Source organism: Neolewinella litorea (genome assembly GCF_004803465.1).
GTDB lineage: Bacteria > Bacteroidota > Bacteroidia > Chitinophagales > Saprospiraceae > Neolewinella > Neolewinella litorea.
Genome location: NZ_SRSF01000001.1, coordinates 556,588 through 575,145, shown reverse-complemented (window position 1 = coordinate 575,145; position 18,558 = coordinate 556,588). Strand labels below are relative to the sequence as shown.

The following is an 18,558-nucleotide window of genomic DNA, read 5'->3' as shown; positions in this document are numbered from 1 at the left end:
ACACGGAAGACATCACTATACTTTACCACTACGTTACCAGCACAAAGCAGCATGAAAAACTTTTTCTTGACCGGCCTGATTTTATTGGTCCTCCTTGCCGCCTGCGGTGAGGATGATGCCCCGCTTCTCCCCATTAATCAACTTTCCCGCTTCGACGGCTGGCAGATCGTTTCGGTGGAAAGTGACTTCGCCGCCCGCGTTGACGAAGCGGTGATGGCATTGCCGGACAGCACGGTGGATAGCTCAGGCTTGACCCGCGAGGAGATACGCGGCAATTACGACGACCGCATCGCCGCGGTTACCGCCATCGAGGATTGTGAGCGAGACGACGTGCTTTTCTTCGACGGTGGATTGGTGGTGCTGGTAAAAGACGGGGCGGACTGCCCGGAGAACAGCCCGCCCCATGTATTGGACGTTTTTGATCTGAAGCGGTATTCCAGTGATCTTTCCGTAACCCGCCTGACCCTTTCTGACCAGGCAAATACCGAAAGCACGGAGTATGAAGTGGTGGAAGTATCCGAAGAATTGCTGGTTCTTCGACAAGACCGTACGGTAGAGAACAACCTCATACTGCCCCCGTTTTCCTACACGGTGACATATACGTTCCGCGCGCGGTAAGGGGGCAACAGTAATCACTCTACTACCTTCTCGCTGCCCAATGTGGAGGCGATGTACTGGCGGTTGAGGCGCGCGATGTGCTCCACGCTGATGCCCTTCGGGCACTCCGCCTCGCAGGCCGTGATGTTGGAGCAACGGCCAAAGCCTTCGGCATCGTGCTGAGCCACCATGCGCTGGGCGCGGGTAGCGGCCTCGATTTTGCCCTGGGGCATCTGTGCCAGGTGGCTCACTTTCGCGCCGACGAACAGCATGGCCGAAGCATTCGGGCAGGCGGCCACGCAGGCACCGCATCCGATACAGGTGGCGGCGTCGAAGGCATGGCTGGCCTGGTCCTTTTCGATGGGAATGGCGTTGCCGTCCTGGGCCTGCCCAGTGTCGACACTGATGTAGCCGCCGGCCTGGATGATGCGGTCGAAGGCGTCGCGGTTAACCACCAGATCTTTCACAATCGGGAAAGCGCGTGAACGCCAGGGTTCGATGGTGATGGTTTCTCCATCACGGAAATTGCGCATGTGCAGCTGACAGGCGGTGGTCTGCTGCATCGGTCCGTGGGGGTATCCATTGATCACCAGCGAGCAGGTACCGCAAATGCCTTCGCGGCAGTCATGCTCGAAAGCGATGGGATCCTCCTTTTCGCTGATAAGGCGTTCGTTGAGGACGTCAAGCATCTCCAGAAAGGACATGTGGTCGTTGACGCCGGCAATGTCATAGCTTACAAACTGGCCTTTGGGGTACTTTCCCCCCTCTCTCCAGATCTTGAGCTTGAGTTTCATATTTTCCAAGGCCAGTTATTTGTAGGATCTGGTTTTCAGTTCCACGTTCTCGAAAATCAATTCTTCCTTGTGCAGGATGGGATCCACGTCGTCCCATTCCCAGGCGCTCACGTAGGCGTATTCGTCGTCGCGGCGCAGCGCCTCTCCGTCTTCGGTCTGGTACTCCTCGCGGAAGTGACCCCCGCAGCTTTCGTTGCGGTCGAGGGCGTCGAGCATCATCAATTCGCCCAATTCCAGGAAGTCGGCCACCCGCAGGGCCTTTTCCAGTTCCGGATTGTACTCCTTGATGCGACCCGGTACGTAAACGTCACGCCAGAATTCCTCGCGCAGTTCGCGGATCATCCGCCGCCCCTTTTGCAGGCCTTCGGCGTTGCGGGCCATACCGCAGTATTCCCACATGATCTTGCCGAGTTCCCGATGGAAGGTTTCCGGCGACTTGTTGCCGTTGATGCTCATCAGGCGGTCGATGCGGGCTTGCGACTGGGCCTCGGCTTCCTTGAAGGCGGGACCGTCGGGATCGACCATCGGGTTGCGGATCTCCTGGGATAGGTAGGTGCCGATGGTGTAGGGCAGCACGAAATAGCCGTCGGCCAGTCCCTGCATAAGCGCGGAGGCACCCAGACGGTTGGCGCCGTGGTCGCTGAAGTTGGCCTCACCAATGGCGAATAGCCCCGGGATGTTTGTCTGCAGATTGTAGTCCACCCAAAGCCCGCCCATCGTGTAGTGCACCGCCGGGTAGATCTTCATCGGCATGACGTAGGGATCCTCGCCGGTGATCTTCTCATACATCTCGAAGAGGTTGCCGTATTTCTCCTCAATGACGCCCACGCCGAGCTCCCGGATGCGGGCTTCACTGGCGTTGTGTTCGTTCTGGCTGTGGGCTTTGGACTTGCCGTAGCGATTGATGGCTGCGTCGAAGTCAAGGTAAACGGCCAGGCCGGTGGGGCTCACGCCCAGTCCTTCGTCGCAGGCCGTCTTGGCGGCCCGACTGGCTACGTCGCGTGGCACCAGGTTTCCGAAGGCCGGGTAACGGCGCTCGAGGTAGTAGTCGCGGTCTGCTTCGGGAATGTCCAGTCCGGTCTTGCGGCCCTCGCGGATTGCGGCGGCGTCCTCCATTTTACGGGGCACCCACACGCGGCCGTCGTTGCGCAGCGACTCGGACATCAGGGTCAGCTTCGACTGGTATTCACCGGAAACGGGGATACAGGTCGGGTGAATCTGGGTAAAACAGGGGTTAGCCATATAAGCTCCCTGCTTGACGGCGCGCCAGGCGGCGGAGCCGTTCGAGTTCATGGCGTTGGTCGACAGGTAAAACACGTTACCGTAACCGCCGGTACCCAGCACCACGGCGTGGGCACCGTGACGCTCCGTTTCCCCGGTGAGGAGGTTGCGGGCGATGATGCCCCGGGCCTTTCCGTCCTCCATCACCAGATCGATCATCTCGTGGCGGTTGAACAATTCCACGTTGCCGAGACTGATTTGGCGGCTTAGTGACTGGTAGGCACCCAGTAGGAGTTGCTGACCGGTTTGTCCGCGGGCGTAGAACGTCCTGGATACCTGCACACCTCCGAAGGACCGATTGGACAGCAGGCCGCCGTATTCCCGGGCAAAGGGAACTCCTTGAGCTACCGCCTGGTCAATGATGTTGACGCTGACCTCCGCCAGCCGGTGCACGTTGGCTTCGCGGCTGCGGTAATCACCTCCCTTGATGGTGTCGTAGAACAAGCGGAAGACACTGTCTCCGTCGTTCTGGTAGTTCTTGGCGGCGTTGATTCCACCCTGGGCGGCGATGGAGTGCGCGCGCCGGGGGCTGTCGTGGAAGGTGAACACCTTCACCTTGTAACCCAGCTCACCGAAAGTAGCCGCTGCGGCCCCACCGGCCAGGCCGGTACCTACGATGATGACCTCCAGCCGTCGCTTGTTGTTCGGGGCAACCAGCGGCATGGATGACCGGTATTGTTTCCACTTTTCGGATAATTCTCCGGGGGGGACATTGGATTGGAAGGGCATAGCTCGATGCTTCAGGTAAGGTTAAAGGATGCCGCGGGAACGCAGGTACATGATCACGGGGATGGCCGCGAAGCCCAGTGGTACCAAAACACTGTAGGTATAGCCCACCGCCTTGATCAGCGGGGTGTACTTCTTGTGGTTCAACCCGAGCGTCTGAAAGGCCGACTGGAATCCGTGCCAGAGGTGAAAGGCAATGAAGATCATGGCCACCACGTAGAAGATCACGATGCCCAGGTTCTCGTAGGTCTGGCTTACCAGCGCGTACAGGTCCTTGGCACCCTCGTATCCCTCCGCGGTGAAGGGACCTACGTTGTCCGTAAAATGCATTTGACCCCAGAACTGGACCATGTGCACCACGATGAAGGCGAAAATCACCATACCCAGTGAGCCCATATAGATGGAGGACTTACTTGCCCCCGCAGTCCGGTCGACCTTGGTAGCGTATCCCTGGGCGCCGCGTGCCTTGCGGTTCACGTTCCACAGGTAGATGCCCTGGATGGCGTGCAGCAGGATGAATGCGTAGAGCAGGAAAGAAGTCGTCTTTATGACGGGATTGTTCGTCATGAAGTAAGCGTAGCTGTTAAAAGCGTAGCCTTCATCACCGGGGAGGATCAGCTGCAGGTTGCCGATGAGGTGAACGACAAGAAAGATGATGAGGAACAGGCCGGTCAACGACATGATTACCTTCTGTCCAATACTGGAGGAAAGAAATTTGCCGAACCAGCCGACACTTGAGGAAGTACGATTCGCGGTGCGTGTAGCCATAGGAAAATGCCAGATTTTAGCCTTGGGCGCCAAAGTTAACAGGAAATGAAAGATGGCCTACTTTAGTTGGGCGGTCTGCTACCACAAGGGTATTGTTTAGATTAATTCCAAACAAAACTTCATAAGATGTAGCCAGGTCCCGGCGTAGCGATCGTAAAAAAGCCCCTGCGGTCCGGGGACCGCAGGGGCTTAGCCAATATATTGATTTCGGGCTAGGCAGTTTGGAGCTGAGCCTCGATCTTCTGTGCCAGGGCTTCCTTCGTGGCGAAGCCTACGTGCTTGTCCACCACTTCACCGTCCTTAAGGATCAGGATCGTGGGGATGTTGCGCACGCCGTAGCGCTGGGTCAATTCTGCGTTTTCGTCGACGTCGACTTTGGCGATAAGCGCCTTGCCGTCGTACTCTTTAGAAAGTTCTTCAACGACGGGGCCGATCATTTTACAGGGGCCACACCATTCTGCCCAAAAGTCTACCAGGGCAATTCCTTTCTTTTCCAGCACTTCCTGTTTGAAATTGCTGTCGGTTAATTCAAAAGCCATCTTGCTTAAGTTTACGTTTATTGTGCAAATCACACGATCATCAAACGCAGGAAGACAGTCATAGTTGAGTTCGACCGGGTCCGTAGTCCCGGAGCCCGGCATCCCGGGAAAGCCCTGCACCCGCGCCCTGTCGCCCTGATTCCCTTGCTGATTGCCGCCTTTGTGAGTATCCTGCTGCGGATTTTCCTGCCGGCCGATACGCTCGAAAACCTGTACAGCCGGGGCCTCTTTCCGTGGGTCCGCGCCGGCTGGGATGCTACCTTGGGACAGCTCCCCTTTCCCCTGTTCTATGCTTTTTGGGCGGTGGTCGTCGCGCTTACTATTTTGGAGTTCATGCGGTTTCGCCGCGTGCGCCTACGGGATCCCGAACGCGGCAAACGCTACGCACTGTCCGGTATGGGCTACCGGTTGTCGTGTATCCTGACCGTACTGGTGCTGGCCTTTTTATGGCTTTGGGGTTTCAATTATGGACGGGTAGCTGTTGAGGACAGGATCGGCTTCGCTACCTACGAGCCCGATGTGGACCAGCTGCGCACGCGGGTGTACCGTACGGCGGCGGAACTGGCCGACCTGCGCGGGCAAGTGACCACCGATACCACGGCACTGCGACGGGACCTTTTTCCCGCCGACCTGGAATCCAGCATCCGCCCACTGCTGGCCTCCGCCCTGCTCCGACACGGGTATCCGGCACCCGGCCGACCGCGCGGCTGGGAATTGCTGCCGCGGGGAATATTGCTACGGCTGAGCACCGCCGGAGTATACTGGCCCTGGGCCGCACAAGGGAATATCGACGCCGGACTACACCCCCTGCAAAAACCCGCCGTGATGGCCCACGAACTGGCCCACGCATACGGATTCGGGGATGAGGGCAGCTGTTCGTTCTGGGCCTACCTCACCGCCCGCGAAAGCCAGGACCCTTTGCTCCGCTACGCTCTGGAACTGGCGTACTGGCGACACCTGGCCGGACTACTGCGGTACGCCGATCCGGAAAATTACCTGAAGTGGCGGTCCGCCGAGCTGGATCCGGGCATCCGCAACGACTTGCAGGCTATATACGACAACGGAGAAAAATATCAGGATATCGCCCCGGCGCTGCGCGACGCTACCTACACTGCCTACCTAAAGGCGCAGGGCATCCACGAGGGGCTGCTGAATTACGGCCGGGTAGTGCAACTGGTGGAGGGGTACCGGAAATGGAAGCCTACTCCGGAATTGTAATCGCGATCTCCACCCGTCGGCTGCCCGCCAAACCGGTGAAAGCGGAAGTGTCGGCCCCGTAGAATCCCTTGCCGCCCGCCACTACGCGTCCCGGGTCAACGCCGTAACGGGCCAGTTCAACGGCAACCTGCGCGGCCCGTCCGGTACTGGCCGCGTAGGCCCGCTGAGGGTCCCCGTCAATGGATTCGGCGTGGCCGACTACGGTATACTGTGCCTGCGGATAATTGCGCAGGGTGCCCCCCAGGCGGCGCAGCAGCCGTTGACCGCTGAGGCTGACGGCGCTGCTGTCGGCAAAAAGGAGGCCGGCGGAAAGCTCCAGGTGAATTTGATCGGGTGCCGGCCGGTCGATCACATAACCGCTGTCCGTGACGGCCACCATCAACTGCTTCAACTCGTCGAAGAGTATGCCGGCGTCAACGACGGCTCCGGAGGTGGGGTCCAGTGGCGTAGTGCCGCGTGCCTCCGCTTCCCGGTTATAGATCGCAGGTCCGGGTTGCCCCTGCCGCATCTCGGCTACGCTGGACAGGCGTTGCTCCCGTGCTTGCAAGTTCAGCTCAGCTTGCCGCAAGGCGCTCTCCCGGCGGTTGAGTTCCGCCCGGCGTTCGGTTAGTTCCTGCTGCAGGGAGACGGCTTCGGATCCCGAGCCGGCAACCATTTCCCGGTTCTGTTCCAGGAGTGACTCGTAGCGGCCGCGAAGATCGTTTACCTGATCGCTCAGGGAACGGTTGGTGGCCTTCAGATTTTCGATCTCGCGCACTTGCTGTTCTCGGGCGTAGGACAATTGACGGAGGCTGTCCGCTTCCGCGCGTAATCGGGCGTCGGCCACGCTGTCGGCGTGCACGGCCTGGCTGCGGTAAAGGTTGCGCTCCAACACCAGGGCGTCGAACTGCGATTTGGGCACGCAGGAGGTCACCAGCAGGGGAAGCAGCAGCAGTAAGGCAAGGCAGGATTTCATAACGTTCATTTTAGGCTAGCGCTGATCGAGCTCGACGGTGAAGCCCTGAATGCCGTAGCGACTTTTCAGGTCAGAAGCATAGTTCTGGGCGCTCGGCTGATCGTTGAACGGGCCGAGGATGATTTTGTAAGAAAACCCCTTCGGATTTTCCGGCACTTTCTGCAGCAGAATGTCGTCGAAGTACCGTCCTTGAAGCTCGGCCACCTTATCCATGGCGCTTTCCAGAGAGCTGTATCTACCCACCTGCACCCCAAACTTGCCGGATTCAGGTTCATCCAGCGCGATTTGGTAGAGGCCCGCTGCAAAGGTTTTGACCTTGGCGGGGCGGCGGGGCGGAGCAGCCGTGCGTTTCGCGGAAACTGCCGGGGCCGGAGGTGGGGCAGAAGTCTGGGGTTCGGGTTCTACCGCGCGTGTGGCGGGGGGTGGGGGAGAGGCCGGTGGCCGTGTGTCCCGGGTTGGATTGTTTTCGGGTATGGCGCGGGCCGGTGCGGGTTCGGATGGGCGCATGGCCTGCTGATCGGGGGTGGAAAGCAGCGTGAGTTCCACCGGGACGGTCCGCTGTCCGAGCATGCCGAGTTCCGCGGCCGCTCGTTCGCTCAATTCGATGATCCGCCCCCGGATGAAGGGCCCCTTGTCGATGATGCGCACCACCACCGACTTGCCGTTTTCCTCGTTCGTCACGCGCACGCTGCTGTTGAAAGGATAGGCTTTGTGCGCGGCTACCAGTTCGTCCTTATTATAGATGGTCCCGTAGGCCGTTTCGGCGCCGTTGTATTCGGCGGAGTAGTAACTGGCCAGGCCGCTCTGTTTGTCTCCCACCAGTTGGGCGGATAGGCCGGCCGTCCAGATCGTCAGTAGTAGGGTCAGGAGTATCATCATGGAGCTTTAAGGTCTGCGGTCCGCAGTTGTTTTATATGAGTTCTTCCAGGACGAAAGTAACGTCCTGCAGACGCCCACTCCGGTAGATTCGCATTTTGATTTTCTTGCCGACCCGCCCCTGCAATTTTCGAATGACGGCTTCTAGGCTGAGCAGGGTGGTGGGGATCCCGTTGATGGCACGGATCCTGTCGCGTACCTGTATGCCCGCGCGGTCGGCCGGACTGCCGGGTACCACGTAACTCACGCTGTACTTGCGCAGGTTATCGCCCCCGGCCAGCAATCCGAGTCCCGAGCGGTCGTAGCGGAACTTTTGCTTCCAGCGGCGGCCCTCAGGCTTGAGGTAGACTTTGTCGTGGGGGTAGTCGATGACGACGCGGAAACGCTTCAGGATCCGGTTGCCAATGATCCCTTCCCGTTCGTTCATAAACGCCACTCCGACCGTATCCACCTCCTGGAAATAGGTAATCACATTCGTCAGTTGACGGTCCGCGAGGTGCAGGATCCGGCTTCGCCCTACGCTGCCGCTCAACGTGCCCCCCAGGCCGTTGGCGATGTAGGCCGGGATGGTTTGCTCCGGAAGGTCCCGGCCAGCGTTCTCCGGGTAAGTGTGGATCAACAGGCTGAGGCCGGCCCCGGTATCCAACAATAACCGGCGGTCGGTGGCACTGTCACGCAGGATACCAACACCCAGGATGAGGTAGGGGCGATTGCGTACAAAATCCGAATCCACCTCCACGTAGCTACGGCGGTGCCGGTAGCGCGAAGGGTCGTGAAGGATCAGAATCTGTTTGCGGTAATCAATTTCCACCACGAATCGCATCAGGAAATCCGCCCCTAGGATGCCGTGAATATTGGTGCCGGTCACCCGCTCGAAATTGAAGTAGTTCTCCTGTAAGACCAACACCGTGCGGTTGCGGGCCAAGAGCCGGTCGGCCAGCCGCAGGCTGACTCCCGTGGCGAGATAAGCGGTCAGTTCCGATTCCAGGTCAGCGCCGCGTACCTGGAAAGTGCGGCGGTAGCTGATATTGAGCAGATCCGTTACGGTTTTGTCGAGAATGACGGTGTTTTCTGCGCCGGTGTCGACGATGAATCGTAGCGGAACGGCATTGTTGAGCAGGACGGGAATAACGATAAAGTCGTTCTCCAGGTCGAAGGGGATTTCGATGAGCGAACGGTTGCCGAGCACCTTCATGTCCAACCGTTGCGCGTTCATCACCCACGATAGTGCCAAACCCAGGATTACCGGGGCAGCGATTCGCAGGCAGAAGAATTTTGTTTTATACAAAGGTTGAATTGACAATTGATGGAGCCGTAACTATCTCTTAAACATTAGGCAGCGATCGGAGTTTGTCACCGTTACTATCCTGACGGTTCAGCGGTTGATGTGTGTACACTAAAACGGAATTTGCTTTGTAAATTCAATGGCCGGCGAACTTACCTTTGCCCAAGCTATGCAACGTATCCACAATTATCCGCTTCTGCCGGCAGCGTTAGCAAGATCATGTAAATCCATCCATCACTTTGTCGGACACTCCGCACACTGCTGAATATAGAACACAAGTCGTTGTCCAGGACGCCCCCCGCCTTGCGCCCCTGCGTGGTCCGGGGGATTGCCTTTTCACGGCGGTAACTCTTCACAAACTCAATCAATCGTATGAAGCTCAACTTTAACCATGTCCATCGTGGTTGTCTTTTCCTGTTGCTCGTACTCTTTACGTCCTCGGCCGCTCTGGCGCAGACGACGGTAAGCGGTACGATAACGGATGCGGACAACGGCGATCCCCTGATCGGGGCCAGCGTGCTGGTCACCGGTACTTCCACCGGTACGGTCACGGATTTTGATGGAAATTTCTCCCTCAACGTTCCCGCCGGCGCCGAATCTCTTACTGTTTCCTACACGGGATACGCGACCCAGACCATCCCGCTCGACGGGCAAACGGAACTGAACATCGCCCTCACCTCCGGTGAGCTTCTTGACGAAGTCGTGGTCGTAGGTTACGGTACCGTTACCCAAAAGCAGGTGACCAGTGCGGTAACCTCAATCGACTCCGAAGACTTTAACGCCGGTAACATCAACGACCCCAGCCAGCTCATCCAGGGCAAGGTAGCGGGCCTCACGATCTCCAAAGTAGGTGGTAACGCCAACGGAAACTCCGTCATTCGTCTGCGGGGTCTGTCCTCCTTTGGTGGTAACCAGAGCCCCCTGATCATCATCGACGGGGTAGTGGGTGCCAACCTGAACACCGTTGACCCGGCCGACATCGAGTCGATCAACGTACTGAAGGACGGTTCCGCCGCCGCCATCTACGGTATCCAGGCTTCCGCCGGGGTAATCCTGATCACCACCAAGCGCGGCGCCGCCGGGGATGCCCAATTCAGCTACCGCGGCTACGTGACGGCTGAAGACATCGCCAAGCGCCCCGATATCGCAGGCCGTGATCTGTACCTGGAACTCGTCCGCGAAACCGGTAATCTGATCGGAGTTGACGACGTCAACAACTTTGTAAATAACGTCGACTACGGTGGCGAAACCGACTGGATCGACCAGGTGACCCGCACGGGCATCAGCCACGTCCACAACCTCAGCTACTCGGGTGGAACCGGGGGAATGACCTACCGGGCCTCGGTAAACTACCGCGACATCCAGGGCATCGGCGTTTCCAATGACGGGTTCCGCCAGCTTAACGGACGCCTCAATATTAATCAGACGGCCCTGAACGACCGCCTCAATTTGAGCGTAGACGTGACCGCCACCGACCGCGACGCGGATATCTTCAACAGCAACGCATTCCGCTACGCAATCACGTATAACCCCACCGCTCCCGCCCGCGTAACCGATCCGGGCTACAACGTGTCTGACGTGATCGTCGGAAATGGATTGAATACCTACGGTGGTTACTTTGAAATCGACAACTTCGATTACTTCAACCCCTTGTCCATCGCGCAACAGGTGCAGGCCGAACGGCAGCAGACCAACATTCTGTATAACCTGCGCGCCACGTACGACATCCTGGATGACGTGAGCGTCAGTGCCAGCTATTCGCGGAACCGCGAAGACGGCGTCAACGGAAACTTCTCCAGCCGCTCCAGCCGTTTCGGCGGAAATGCCGCCCCCACGGCCACGCGTTTGGGTAATGCTTCCCGCTCCTTCAATGACAACCGTAACGACCTCTTTGAGGTGACAGCCACTTACAATACTGAACTGGGCAGCAATGGACTCGAACTGCTGGCCGGTTACAGCTGGCAGGAGTACCAGTTCCAGGGCTTCAATGCCGGAGGATTTGGACTTCCTTCCGATGCTTTTGGCTTCAACAACCTGAATACGCTCAGTGACATTGCCGCAGGGCAGATTGGAGTTGGCAGCTACCAGGCCAGTTACCGCGTAATCGGCTTCTTCGGTCGGGCACGCTTCAGTATCGGCAGCGCCTACAACGTTACCGCTTCTATCCGTCGGGATGGTACCAGCCGCAACGGACCGGAAAACAAGTGGGATTTCTTCCCCGCGCTTTCCGCCAGTGCTGACCTGGTCGATGCCTTGAGCCTCGAAGGACCGGATCAACTTAAGTTCCGCGTCGGATACGGTATTACCGGATCACTCCCGAATGGTAACTACGGCTACCTGCAGACCTTCGGTACCGGCCCCCAGTTTCCGCAGAACGGAGCCTACGTGCCCACGATCAGTCCTTCCAGCAACCCTAACCCCAACCTGCGCTTCGAGAAGAAGCAGGAGTTTAACGCCGGTTTGGACTTTGCCTTTGCTGATTACCGCCTGACTGGCTCGCTGGATTTCTACATCCGCAACACCGGTGACCTCATTACTTCTGTTATCGTTCCCTCACCCCCCTTCCTGTTCCCGTCCGTTGAGGCCAACCTCAACAACGTCGACCTGATCAATACCGGGGTGGAACTGGCACTAGGCTATGGATTCGGTGACATTGGCGGTGAAGGGTTCAGCTACGAGCCCCGTCTAACTTTCTCTACCTTCTCCACTACCCTGGAGGATAACGGTGAGAACCCCGACTTCAACTTTGGATCCGGTGGTGTGCAGGAATTTGAAAGTTCTTCCCCCGGTTCGCCCGGACAGAACCTCGACCCCGTTAGCCGCGTCGTCATTGGTGAAGCTTTCGGTGGCATCTATACGCGCCGTCTCGACGTTGATGCCTCTCTGGCAGCCGGTGAGTACGTTTTCCTGGGCGACGGTGAAGCCGACAAGGTGCTTGTTGGTAATGGTTTGCCTGACTTCAGCGCCAGCCTCTCCAACACGTTCCGTTACGGCCCGCTCGACTTGAACATCTTCCTGCGCGGCGACTTTGGCCACGACCTGGTCAACATGCCCCGGAACTTCTACGGTCAGCAGGGCAACCTGGCTACCCGGACCATCGAGAACGTCATCGTGAACGACCTCTTTCTCCGTGGTGTAACCAGCGCTCCGAAAGTATCCGACTACTTCGTGGAGGATGCCAGCTTCGTGGCTTTGGATAATGCCCAGATCGGTTACACTTTCGATCTCGGAGGAAATTCCGGCTTTAACGACCTGCGCGTCTACGTCGCTGGACAGAACCTCTTCTACATCACCGGCTACAGTGGCGTTGACCCCAACGTCCGCTTCTTCGATGATCAGAACTCCAACGGTATCATCGACAACGGTGAGAACGCGCTGACCCCGGGTATCGACCGCCGCTCCACGTTCTTCCGTACGCGGAGCTACACCTTTGGCGTAAACGTAGGATTCTAACCTCCAATCATAACCAATTGCAACCGGGATGACGGGGCCGCGGTGAGGTCTTTCCTATCTTTCCCGTCCCGCGTCCCGGGTGCAACGAAACTATATCAATTATATGTTTACCAACACAAAATTAAGGCTGTTCAGTGCCGTCCTTGCGGGCTTGCTGATCGTGCCTTTCAATTCCTGTACCGATCTGGAACCGGAAGTTTTCTCGGATCTGACGCCGGCGAACTTTCCAGCCAGTCCATCGGACATCGTATCCAGCTACCTCTCGGTCTACACCACGCTCAACTTCATGGGTAGTCATAATACCTACCTGAGCATTAACGAGGTTTCCTCTGACGAAGCCGTCATCCCGCACCGCGGTTCCGACTGGTTCGACGGTGGCAACTGGCTGCGCAACCACCGGCACGAATTCCTGCCGAGCGACCAGCCCTACAACAACGCCTGGATCAATCTTTACCGGGGTGCCCTGCAGGCCAACTCCGTGATCAGTGTCATAAAAAACACCGATGCGGTTTCGGACGACATGAAAGCCGGCTTCCTGGCTGAGCTTCGTTCGCTGCGCGCTTACTACTATTGGTTGTTGCTCGACGCATTCGGTGATGTGCCTTTGATCACTGAAGAGAGCGACGTTGCGGACCTGGAGCCGATGGCCACGCCCCGCGCCGAGGTTTACAACTTCGTCATTAGCGAACTGAACGCCGCTGCTCCGGACCTGAGTCGCGAAACCGGTTCCGAAACCTACGCCAAGATCAACTTCTGGGCCAACCGTGCACTGCTTAGCCGTATTCTGCTCAACAGCGAAGTGATCACCGGAACCGCCCGCTGGGCTGAGGCCGAGGCCGCTGCTGACGAGGTTATCAATGGTGGAGCTTACATGCTGAGCGATAACTACTTCGCCAACTTTGACCCCAACAACGATGCCGGTCTTACCGGAGGCGTCGAGAACATGTGGGTTATTCCCTACGACGCTCCCGCCGTGTTCGGTGGATTCAACCTGGTCCAGATGACGCTGCACTACGCCAGCCAGGAAACTTTCGCCCTCCAGGACCAACCCTGGAACGGTTACTGTACCCTGCAGGAGTTCTACGACAGCTACGATGACGAGGACCTTCGCAAAGGTGAATACGGCAACCAGGAGGTTCGCGGCAACTTCCTCGCCGGTCCCCAGTACGCACCGGATGGTGAGACGCCCCTCATAGACGGTACTGCTGATGATCCCGGTGGACTGGAACTGGTCTACACCCCCGAACTGAACGCTCTGGAGCCCAATGCCTACCGCCAGGCGGGAGCCCGAATCTGGAAATACGGCTTCGAGATTGGATCGCCCAACAGCATGAAAAACGACTTCCCGATCATCCGCTACGCGGAGGTCCTGATGAACAAGGCCGAGGCCATGATGCGTCAGAACAAGGGCGGTTTCTCGATGTACGTGAACATGATTCGTGAGCGTGCCGGTCTCGACGACGTGGACGACAGCTTCAGCATGGACGAAATGCTGGCCGAGCGCGGCCGGGAGTTCTTCTACGAAGGCACCCGCCGTCAGGACCTTATCCGCTTTGACGCCTGGAACGATGCTTGGGATTTCAAGCCCGCTAGAAGCACCGATCAGTATGAGATCTTCCCCATCCCGTCGCCGCAGTTGAACGCCAACCGCAACCTGCAGCAGAACCCCGGATACTAGAATTTAGTATTCGTAGCATCTGCGACATCAAGCGCCCCGCCTCCACCAGGAAGCGGGGCGCTTTGTTTTACCCTTGTCTTACCTTCACCACCCATGAATTTCTGCTCCCATTGTGGCTCAGCCGATCTGAAGAAGATCGTCCCGCCGGGCGATACCCACCACCGGTACGTTTGTGGTAACTGTCACACGGTCCACTACCAGAATCCCAAGGTGGTGACGGGGTGTTTGCCCGTGTGGGAAGACCGGGTGCTCCTTTGCCGCAGAGCCATCGAACCTGCCTACGGCCGGTGGAATATCCCGAGCGGCTACCTGGAGAATGGTGAATCAGTAGTCGACGGTGCCTTGCGGGAAGTGCGCGAGGAAGCCGAAGCGGGCGTAAGGGTAGACTAACTGATCAGCCTGTACAATATCGAACGCATCAATCAGCTCTACCTCCAGTTTGTGGGGGAGCTTATCGACGGTGTCTACGGCGTGGGTCCCGAGAGCCTGGAGTCCCGGCTTTTCACGGAAGCGGAAATTCCCTGGGACGATATCGCCTTTACCTCCTCCGCCTTTACCCTGCGGGCGTACTTCCATAACCGGCGTCAGAATTCCACGCAACTCCACCGAAGCAGCTTCCCGGACGTGGGGGAGGGGCTGCGGTAATTCGGACGTTAGACGTCGGATGTGCGTGGTGCGTCAAATTGTCATACGTCGGACGTCTGCCATGTGTATTTGCTCGCTTTCAGCCAAAATACATTCGATGTTAGAGGTTCATATCAATAAATCCATTGGTGACAATATGGCATACGTCCGACGTCTGTCATTCCGGCAGAAGTACTACGTCGGACGTGTCATGCCCAAAGTAGCTATCCCTGTAACCGGCGAATAGCCTCCTCCAGATCCGCCGGGGTATCGATGCCCAGGCTGGGTGTGTCGGTCAGGGCCACGTGGATGCGGTATCCCCCCGCCAGCCACCGCAGTTGCTCCAACGATTCCTCCCGCTCAAGCGGGGCCGGGGGTAGGGCCGTCAATTCCTGCAGTAATGCCGCGCGGAAGGCGTAGAGACCGATATGCTGAAAGTGCTTGCCAGCATCAATCCACCGCCCGATGGGCACATCGCGGAGGTAAGGGATGGCGTGGCGACTGAAATAGAGGGCCTGCCCGTCATCGCCGCGGACGACCTTAACCACGTTCGGGGAGAGCAGGGCATGCTCATCGCGGATCGGCGTGGCGAGGGTGGCAACCGATACTTTGGGGTCGGCAAATGGATCGATCACAGCCGCGAGCTGATCGGCAGTGAGGAAGGGTTCGTCGCCCTGCACGTTGATGACGATAGTGGCTTCCGGAAACTGCCGGGCGGCTTCGGCTACCCGGTCGGTTCCGGAAAGGTGGTCGGGGGAGGTCATAACGGCCCGCCCCCCGAATTCCATCACGTGATCGAAGATGCGCTGGTCATCGGTGGCGACCACCACCTCGTCCGCCACGCCCGCCCGGCGCACCGCACCGTAAACGCGCTGCACCAGCGTTTCACCGCCCACATCTACCAGGGGTTTGCCGGGCAGCCGGGTGCTGGCGAAGCGGGCGGGAATGACGGCCAGGACCATCCTTAGTCCAATTGCATTTCCGGCACTTCACCCTCAACAACGAGCCGACCGGCGGTAGCGTCCTTGATTTGTTGTACGCTGACGCCGGGGGCGCGCTCCAACAAGCGGAAACCGCGGTCGGGGGTAACGTCGAGTACCGCCAAGTTGGTGACAATCTTCTTGACGCAGTTAACGCCGGTGAGGGGTAGGGAACATTCGGGTAGTAGCTTTGACTCCCCGGCGCGGTTGGTGTGCATCATGGCCACGATGATGTTCTCGGCCGAGGCTACGAGGTCCATGGCGCCTCCCATGCCCTTGACGAGCTTGCCGGGGATTTTCCAGTTGGCGATGTCGCCGGTATCCGATACTTCCATGGCCCCGAGAACCGTGAGCTGGATGTGCTGTCCGCGGATCATGGCGAAGCTGGTGGCACTGTCGAAAATGGCCGCGCCGGGCAGGGCGGTGATGGTCTGCTTGCCGGCGTTGATGAGGTCGGCGTCGACCTCCTCCTCCGTGGGGAAGGGGCCCATGCCGAGGATGCCGTTTTCGGACTGGAAGGTGACGTCAATGCCCTCGGGCACGAAGTTGGCTACCAGGGTGGGGATGCCGATGCCCAGGTTGACGTACCAGCCATCGTGGAGCTCACGGGAAATTCTTTTAGCGATTCCGGTTTTATCTAGCATGGCTTAGCGGGTTGTACGTTTTTCGATGCGTTTTTCATAATTCTCGCCCTGGAAGATGCGCTGGACGAACACGCCGGGGGTGTGAATCTGATTGGGGTCCAGTTCACCGGGTTCCACCAGTTCCTCTACTTCGGCGATGGTGATGCGGCCGGCGGTGGCCATGACGGGGTTGAAGTTGCGGGCCGTGCCCTTGTAGATCAGGTTGCCGTCGGTATCGCCTTTCCACGCCTTGACGATGGCGAAGTCGGCGGTCAGGGCCATTTCCAGGATGTGGGGTTTGCCGTTGAACTCCCGGACTTCTTTGCCTTCCCCGACTTCGGTGCCGTAACCGGCGGGAGTGAAAAAGGCGGGAATGCCGGCACCGCCTGCGCGACAGCGTTCGGCCAGGCTACCCTGGGGGATAAGGTCCACTTCCAGATCACCGCTAAGCATCTGACGTTCAAACTCGGCATTTTCCCCCACGTAGCTGGCGATCATCTTGCGGATCTGACGGCTCTGGAGCAGCAAGCCAAGTCCGAAGTCGTCAACCCCAGCATTGTTGGATATACAGGTCAGATTCTTGATCCCGCTTTCAGCGAGGGCAGCAATACATTTTTCGGGAATGCCGCAGAGGCCAAAGCCCCCCAGCATGAGGGTCATGCCATCGGTGATTCCCGCGATGGCGGCGCGTGCGTCGGATACGCGTTTTTGCATGATCGTTAGTTTCGGTTAGGTCAATAAGGCAAGACCGGGACAGTATACAATACGTGGCGGAAACCTTCCCGGGCCAATCGACCACAATATCATCATTCCTCCTCGAGCAGGTGGTTGTCGAGCCGTTTTTTGGTTTTCGCACCCAGGCGCCGCAGTTTTTCCGCCCGCCCGATGAGGGTGGCACCGTATTTACCACCGGAGCTGAGCTTGTTGAAGGCCGCCTGGTAAGAGGCGTGGGCCTGATCGAGGCGGTGACCTACCTTCTGCAGGTCATCAGTAAAGGCCACAAAGCTGTCGTAAAGCAACCCGCTCTGTCGGGCGATCTCCAGTACGTTCTTCTTCTGGTTTTCCTGCTTCCAGATGTAGCTTACGGTGCGGAGGGTGGCCAGCAGCGTCGAGGGCGTGACCAGCACAATGTTGCGGTTGAGGGCTTCCAGGAAGAGGTCCTGATCCGTATTCAGCGCCAGACCGAGGGCCGGTTCGATGGGGACGAAGAGGAGAAGGTAGTCCGGCGAGTTGATCTGATAAAGGCGGGTGTAATTCTTGGAGGCCAGATCCGCTACGTGCTGGCGCAGGCTGCGCAGGTGGGCGGCGGCCTCGGTACGGCGCTGCTGGACATCGTCTTCCGCACAGCTGCAGTAGCGTTCGTAAGCGTTCAGGGACACCTTGCAGTCTACCACGAGGTGCTTGTTCTCCGGCAGGTTGATCACGAAATCTGGCCTTTTCTGCCGTCCGTCCTCGTCTTGGTAACTGGCCTGTGCCACGAAATGTACCCCGGCCTGCAGTCCGCTGGCCTCCAACAGGGTGAGAAGTTGCCATTCACCCCAGTCGCCCTGGGTCTTGTTGCTGCCCCGCAGGGCGCCAGCGAGGTTGTTGGCCTCTGCGCTGATCTTTTGGTTGAGCTGCTGGAGGTTCTGGATCTCGGTCCGCAAGCTTACGCGGTCGCGGGTTTCCTCCAGGAACCGCTTTTCGATCTGGTCCTCGAATCCCTTAATGCGCTCCTTTAGGGGCGTAAGTAGACCATTGAGTTGCTGGACGTTCTGTTGAGAGAACCGCACGCTTTTCTCTTCGAGCAACCGGTCGGCGGTGCGCTCGAACTGGGCCACCGACACCTCCTGCAAGCGCTTCATTTCTTCCTGCTGGTGGTCGAGCTTACCCTGCAGGTTTTCGTGGTGAGCTGAGAGGGTAGCCAGGCGGGAGCGGAGCTCGGATTCCGAGGCGATGCGCTCCTGCAGGTTCTCGTAACTCAGGTCCGCATCGCTGCGTACCTGCTCGTACAGCTCGCGGCCGACATAATCGCGCTTTACCTCATCCAGGGCAAGGTGGGTGCGGCTCATGGTGTAGCGGACATAAAACCAAGCCAGGGCCGACCCCATTATAATACCAAGGCCGGTAGCATAGAAGTAGGGTAGGGCGGCGGATGCTTCCATGACGGCAAGGTACCACC

The 18,558-nt window shown here is 58.4% G+C and carries 15 protein-coding genes and 1 pseudogene; 5 read left to right on the top strand and 11 right to left on the bottom strand.

Annotation, left to right across the window (positions count from 1 at the left end):
- Window positions 1-51 precede the first annotated feature (51 nt).
- Window positions 52-618, top strand: coding sequence for a hypothetical protein (locus E4021_RS02435; RefSeq protein ID WP_136456317.1), 567 nt, complete (start codon window positions 52-54; stop codon window positions 616-618).
- Between the two features lie 14 nt (window positions 619-632).
- Here the strand turns inward: E4021_RS02435 and E4021_RS02430 are convergent, their stop codons facing one another.
- The 4 genes from E4021_RS02430 to trxA all read right to left on the bottom strand — a co-directional run bounded on the left by E4021_RS02430 (window position 633) and on the right by trxA (window position 4,705).
- Window positions 633-1,391, bottom strand: coding sequence for a succinate dehydrogenase/fumarate reductase iron-sulfur subunit (locus tag E4021_RS02430; protein ID WP_136456316.1), 759 nt, complete (start codon window positions 1,389-1,391; stop codon window positions 633-635).
- A 15-nt stretch (window positions 1,392-1,406) separates the two neighbouring features.
- Complete coding sequence (locus E4021_RS02425) at window positions 1,407-3,401, bottom strand: fumarate reductase/succinate dehydrogenase flavoprotein subunit (RefSeq protein WP_136456315.1); 1,995 nt, start codon at window positions 3,399-3,401, stop codon at window positions 1,407-1,409.
- Window positions 3,402-3,422: 21 nt separating this feature from the next.
- A complete protein-coding gene (locus tag E4021_RS02420; RefSeq protein ID WP_136456314.1) occupies window positions 3,423-4,166 on the bottom strand; it encodes a succinate dehydrogenase cytochrome b subunit in 744 nt (247 codons plus the stop codon).
- 212 nt (window positions 4,167-4,378) lie between these two features.
- Window positions 4,379-4,705: a thioredoxin gene (gene trxA / locus E4021_RS02415; RefSeq protein ID WP_136456313.1), complete on the bottom strand. Its 327-nt coding sequence runs from the start codon at window positions 4,703-4,705 to the stop codon at window positions 4,379-4,381.
- 144 nt (window positions 4,706-4,849) lie between these two features.
- On the opposite strand from trxA, the gene E4021_RS02410 reads away from it, so the two are divergent.
- Window positions 4,850-5,923, top strand: coding sequence for a DUF3810 domain-containing protein (locus E4021_RS02410; protein ID WP_168797431.1), 1,074 nt, complete (start codon window positions 4,850-4,852; stop codon window positions 5,921-5,923).
- On the opposite strand, the gene E4021_RS02405 is transcribed toward E4021_RS02410, so the two are convergent.
- The 3 genes from E4021_RS02405 to E4021_RS02395 are packed head-to-tail and all read right to left on the bottom strand — an operon-like array spanning window position 5,907 to window position 8,970.
- Complete coding sequence (locus E4021_RS02405) at window positions 5,907-6,878, bottom strand: hypothetical protein (RefSeq protein ID WP_168797430.1); 972 nt, start codon at window positions 6,876-6,878, stop codon at window positions 5,907-5,909. The genes E4021_RS02410 and E4021_RS02405 overlap by 17 nt on opposite strands.
- 15 nt (window positions 6,879-6,893) lie before the next feature.
- Window positions 6,894-7,757, bottom strand: a complete 864-nt coding sequence (locus tag E4021_RS18005) for a septal ring lytic transglycosylase RlpA family protein (protein ID WP_168797429.1) — start codon at window positions 7,755-7,757, stop codon at window positions 6,894-6,896.
- 31 nt (window positions 7,758-7,788) lie between these two features.
- The gene (locus E4021_RS02395) at window positions 7,789-8,970 is read right to left on the bottom strand and encodes a PDZ domain-containing protein (protein ID WP_136456310.1); all 1,182 of its coding nucleotides are present in this window, start codon (window positions 8,968-8,970) and stop codon (window positions 7,789-7,791) included.
- Window positions 8,971-9,411: 441 nt separating this feature from the next.
- On the opposite strand from E4021_RS02395, the gene E4021_RS02390 reads away from it, so the two are divergent.
- From E4021_RS02390 to E4021_RS18535, 3 genes and pseudogenes are all read left to right on the top strand, one after another.
- Entirely contained in the window at window positions 9,412-12,492 is a 3,081-nt protein-coding gene (locus E4021_RS02390; RefSeq protein ID WP_136456308.1) for a SusC/RagA family TonB-linked outer membrane protein, read from the top strand.
- 103 nt (window positions 12,493-12,595) lie between these two features.
- Entirely contained in the window at window positions 12,596-14,170 is a 1,575-nt protein-coding gene (locus E4021_RS02385; RefSeq protein ID WP_136456306.1) for a RagB/SusD family nutrient uptake outer membrane protein, read from the top strand.
- A gap of 93 nt (window positions 14,171-14,263) precedes the next feature.
- Window positions 14,264-14,815: pseudogene (locus E4021_RS18535) on the top strand (NUDIX hydrolase).
- Window positions 14,816-15,018: 203 nt separating this feature from the next.
- Here E4021_RS18535 and kdsB read toward each other — a convergent pair.
- The 4 genes from kdsB to E4021_RS02360 all read right to left on the bottom strand — a co-directional run bounded on the left by kdsB (window position 15,019) and on the right by E4021_RS02360 (window position 18,541).
- Entirely contained in the window at window positions 15,019-15,756 is a 738-nt protein-coding gene (gene kdsB / locus E4021_RS02375; RefSeq protein WP_136456304.1) for a 3-deoxy-manno-octulosonate cytidylyltransferase, read from the bottom strand.
- Between the two features lie 2 nt (window positions 15,757-15,758).
- Entirely contained in the window at window positions 15,759-16,418 is a 660-nt protein-coding gene (locus E4021_RS02370) for a 3-oxoacid CoA-transferase subunit B (RefSeq protein WP_136456302.1), read from the bottom strand.
- Between the two features lie 3 nt (window positions 16,419-16,421).
- Window positions 16,422-17,111 (bottom strand): CoA transferase subunit A, encoded by a 690-nt coding sequence (locus E4021_RS02365; protein WP_211096947.1) that lies wholly within the window; start codon window positions 17,109-17,111, stop codon window positions 16,422-16,424.
- A gap of 92 nt (window positions 17,112-17,203) precedes the next feature.
- Window positions 17,204-18,541 (bottom strand): DNA recombination protein RmuC, encoded by a 1,338-nt coding sequence (locus tag E4021_RS02360; RefSeq protein WP_168797428.1) that lies wholly within the window; start codon window positions 18,539-18,541, stop codon window positions 17,204-17,206.
- Window positions 18,542-18,558 lie beyond the last annotated feature (17 nt).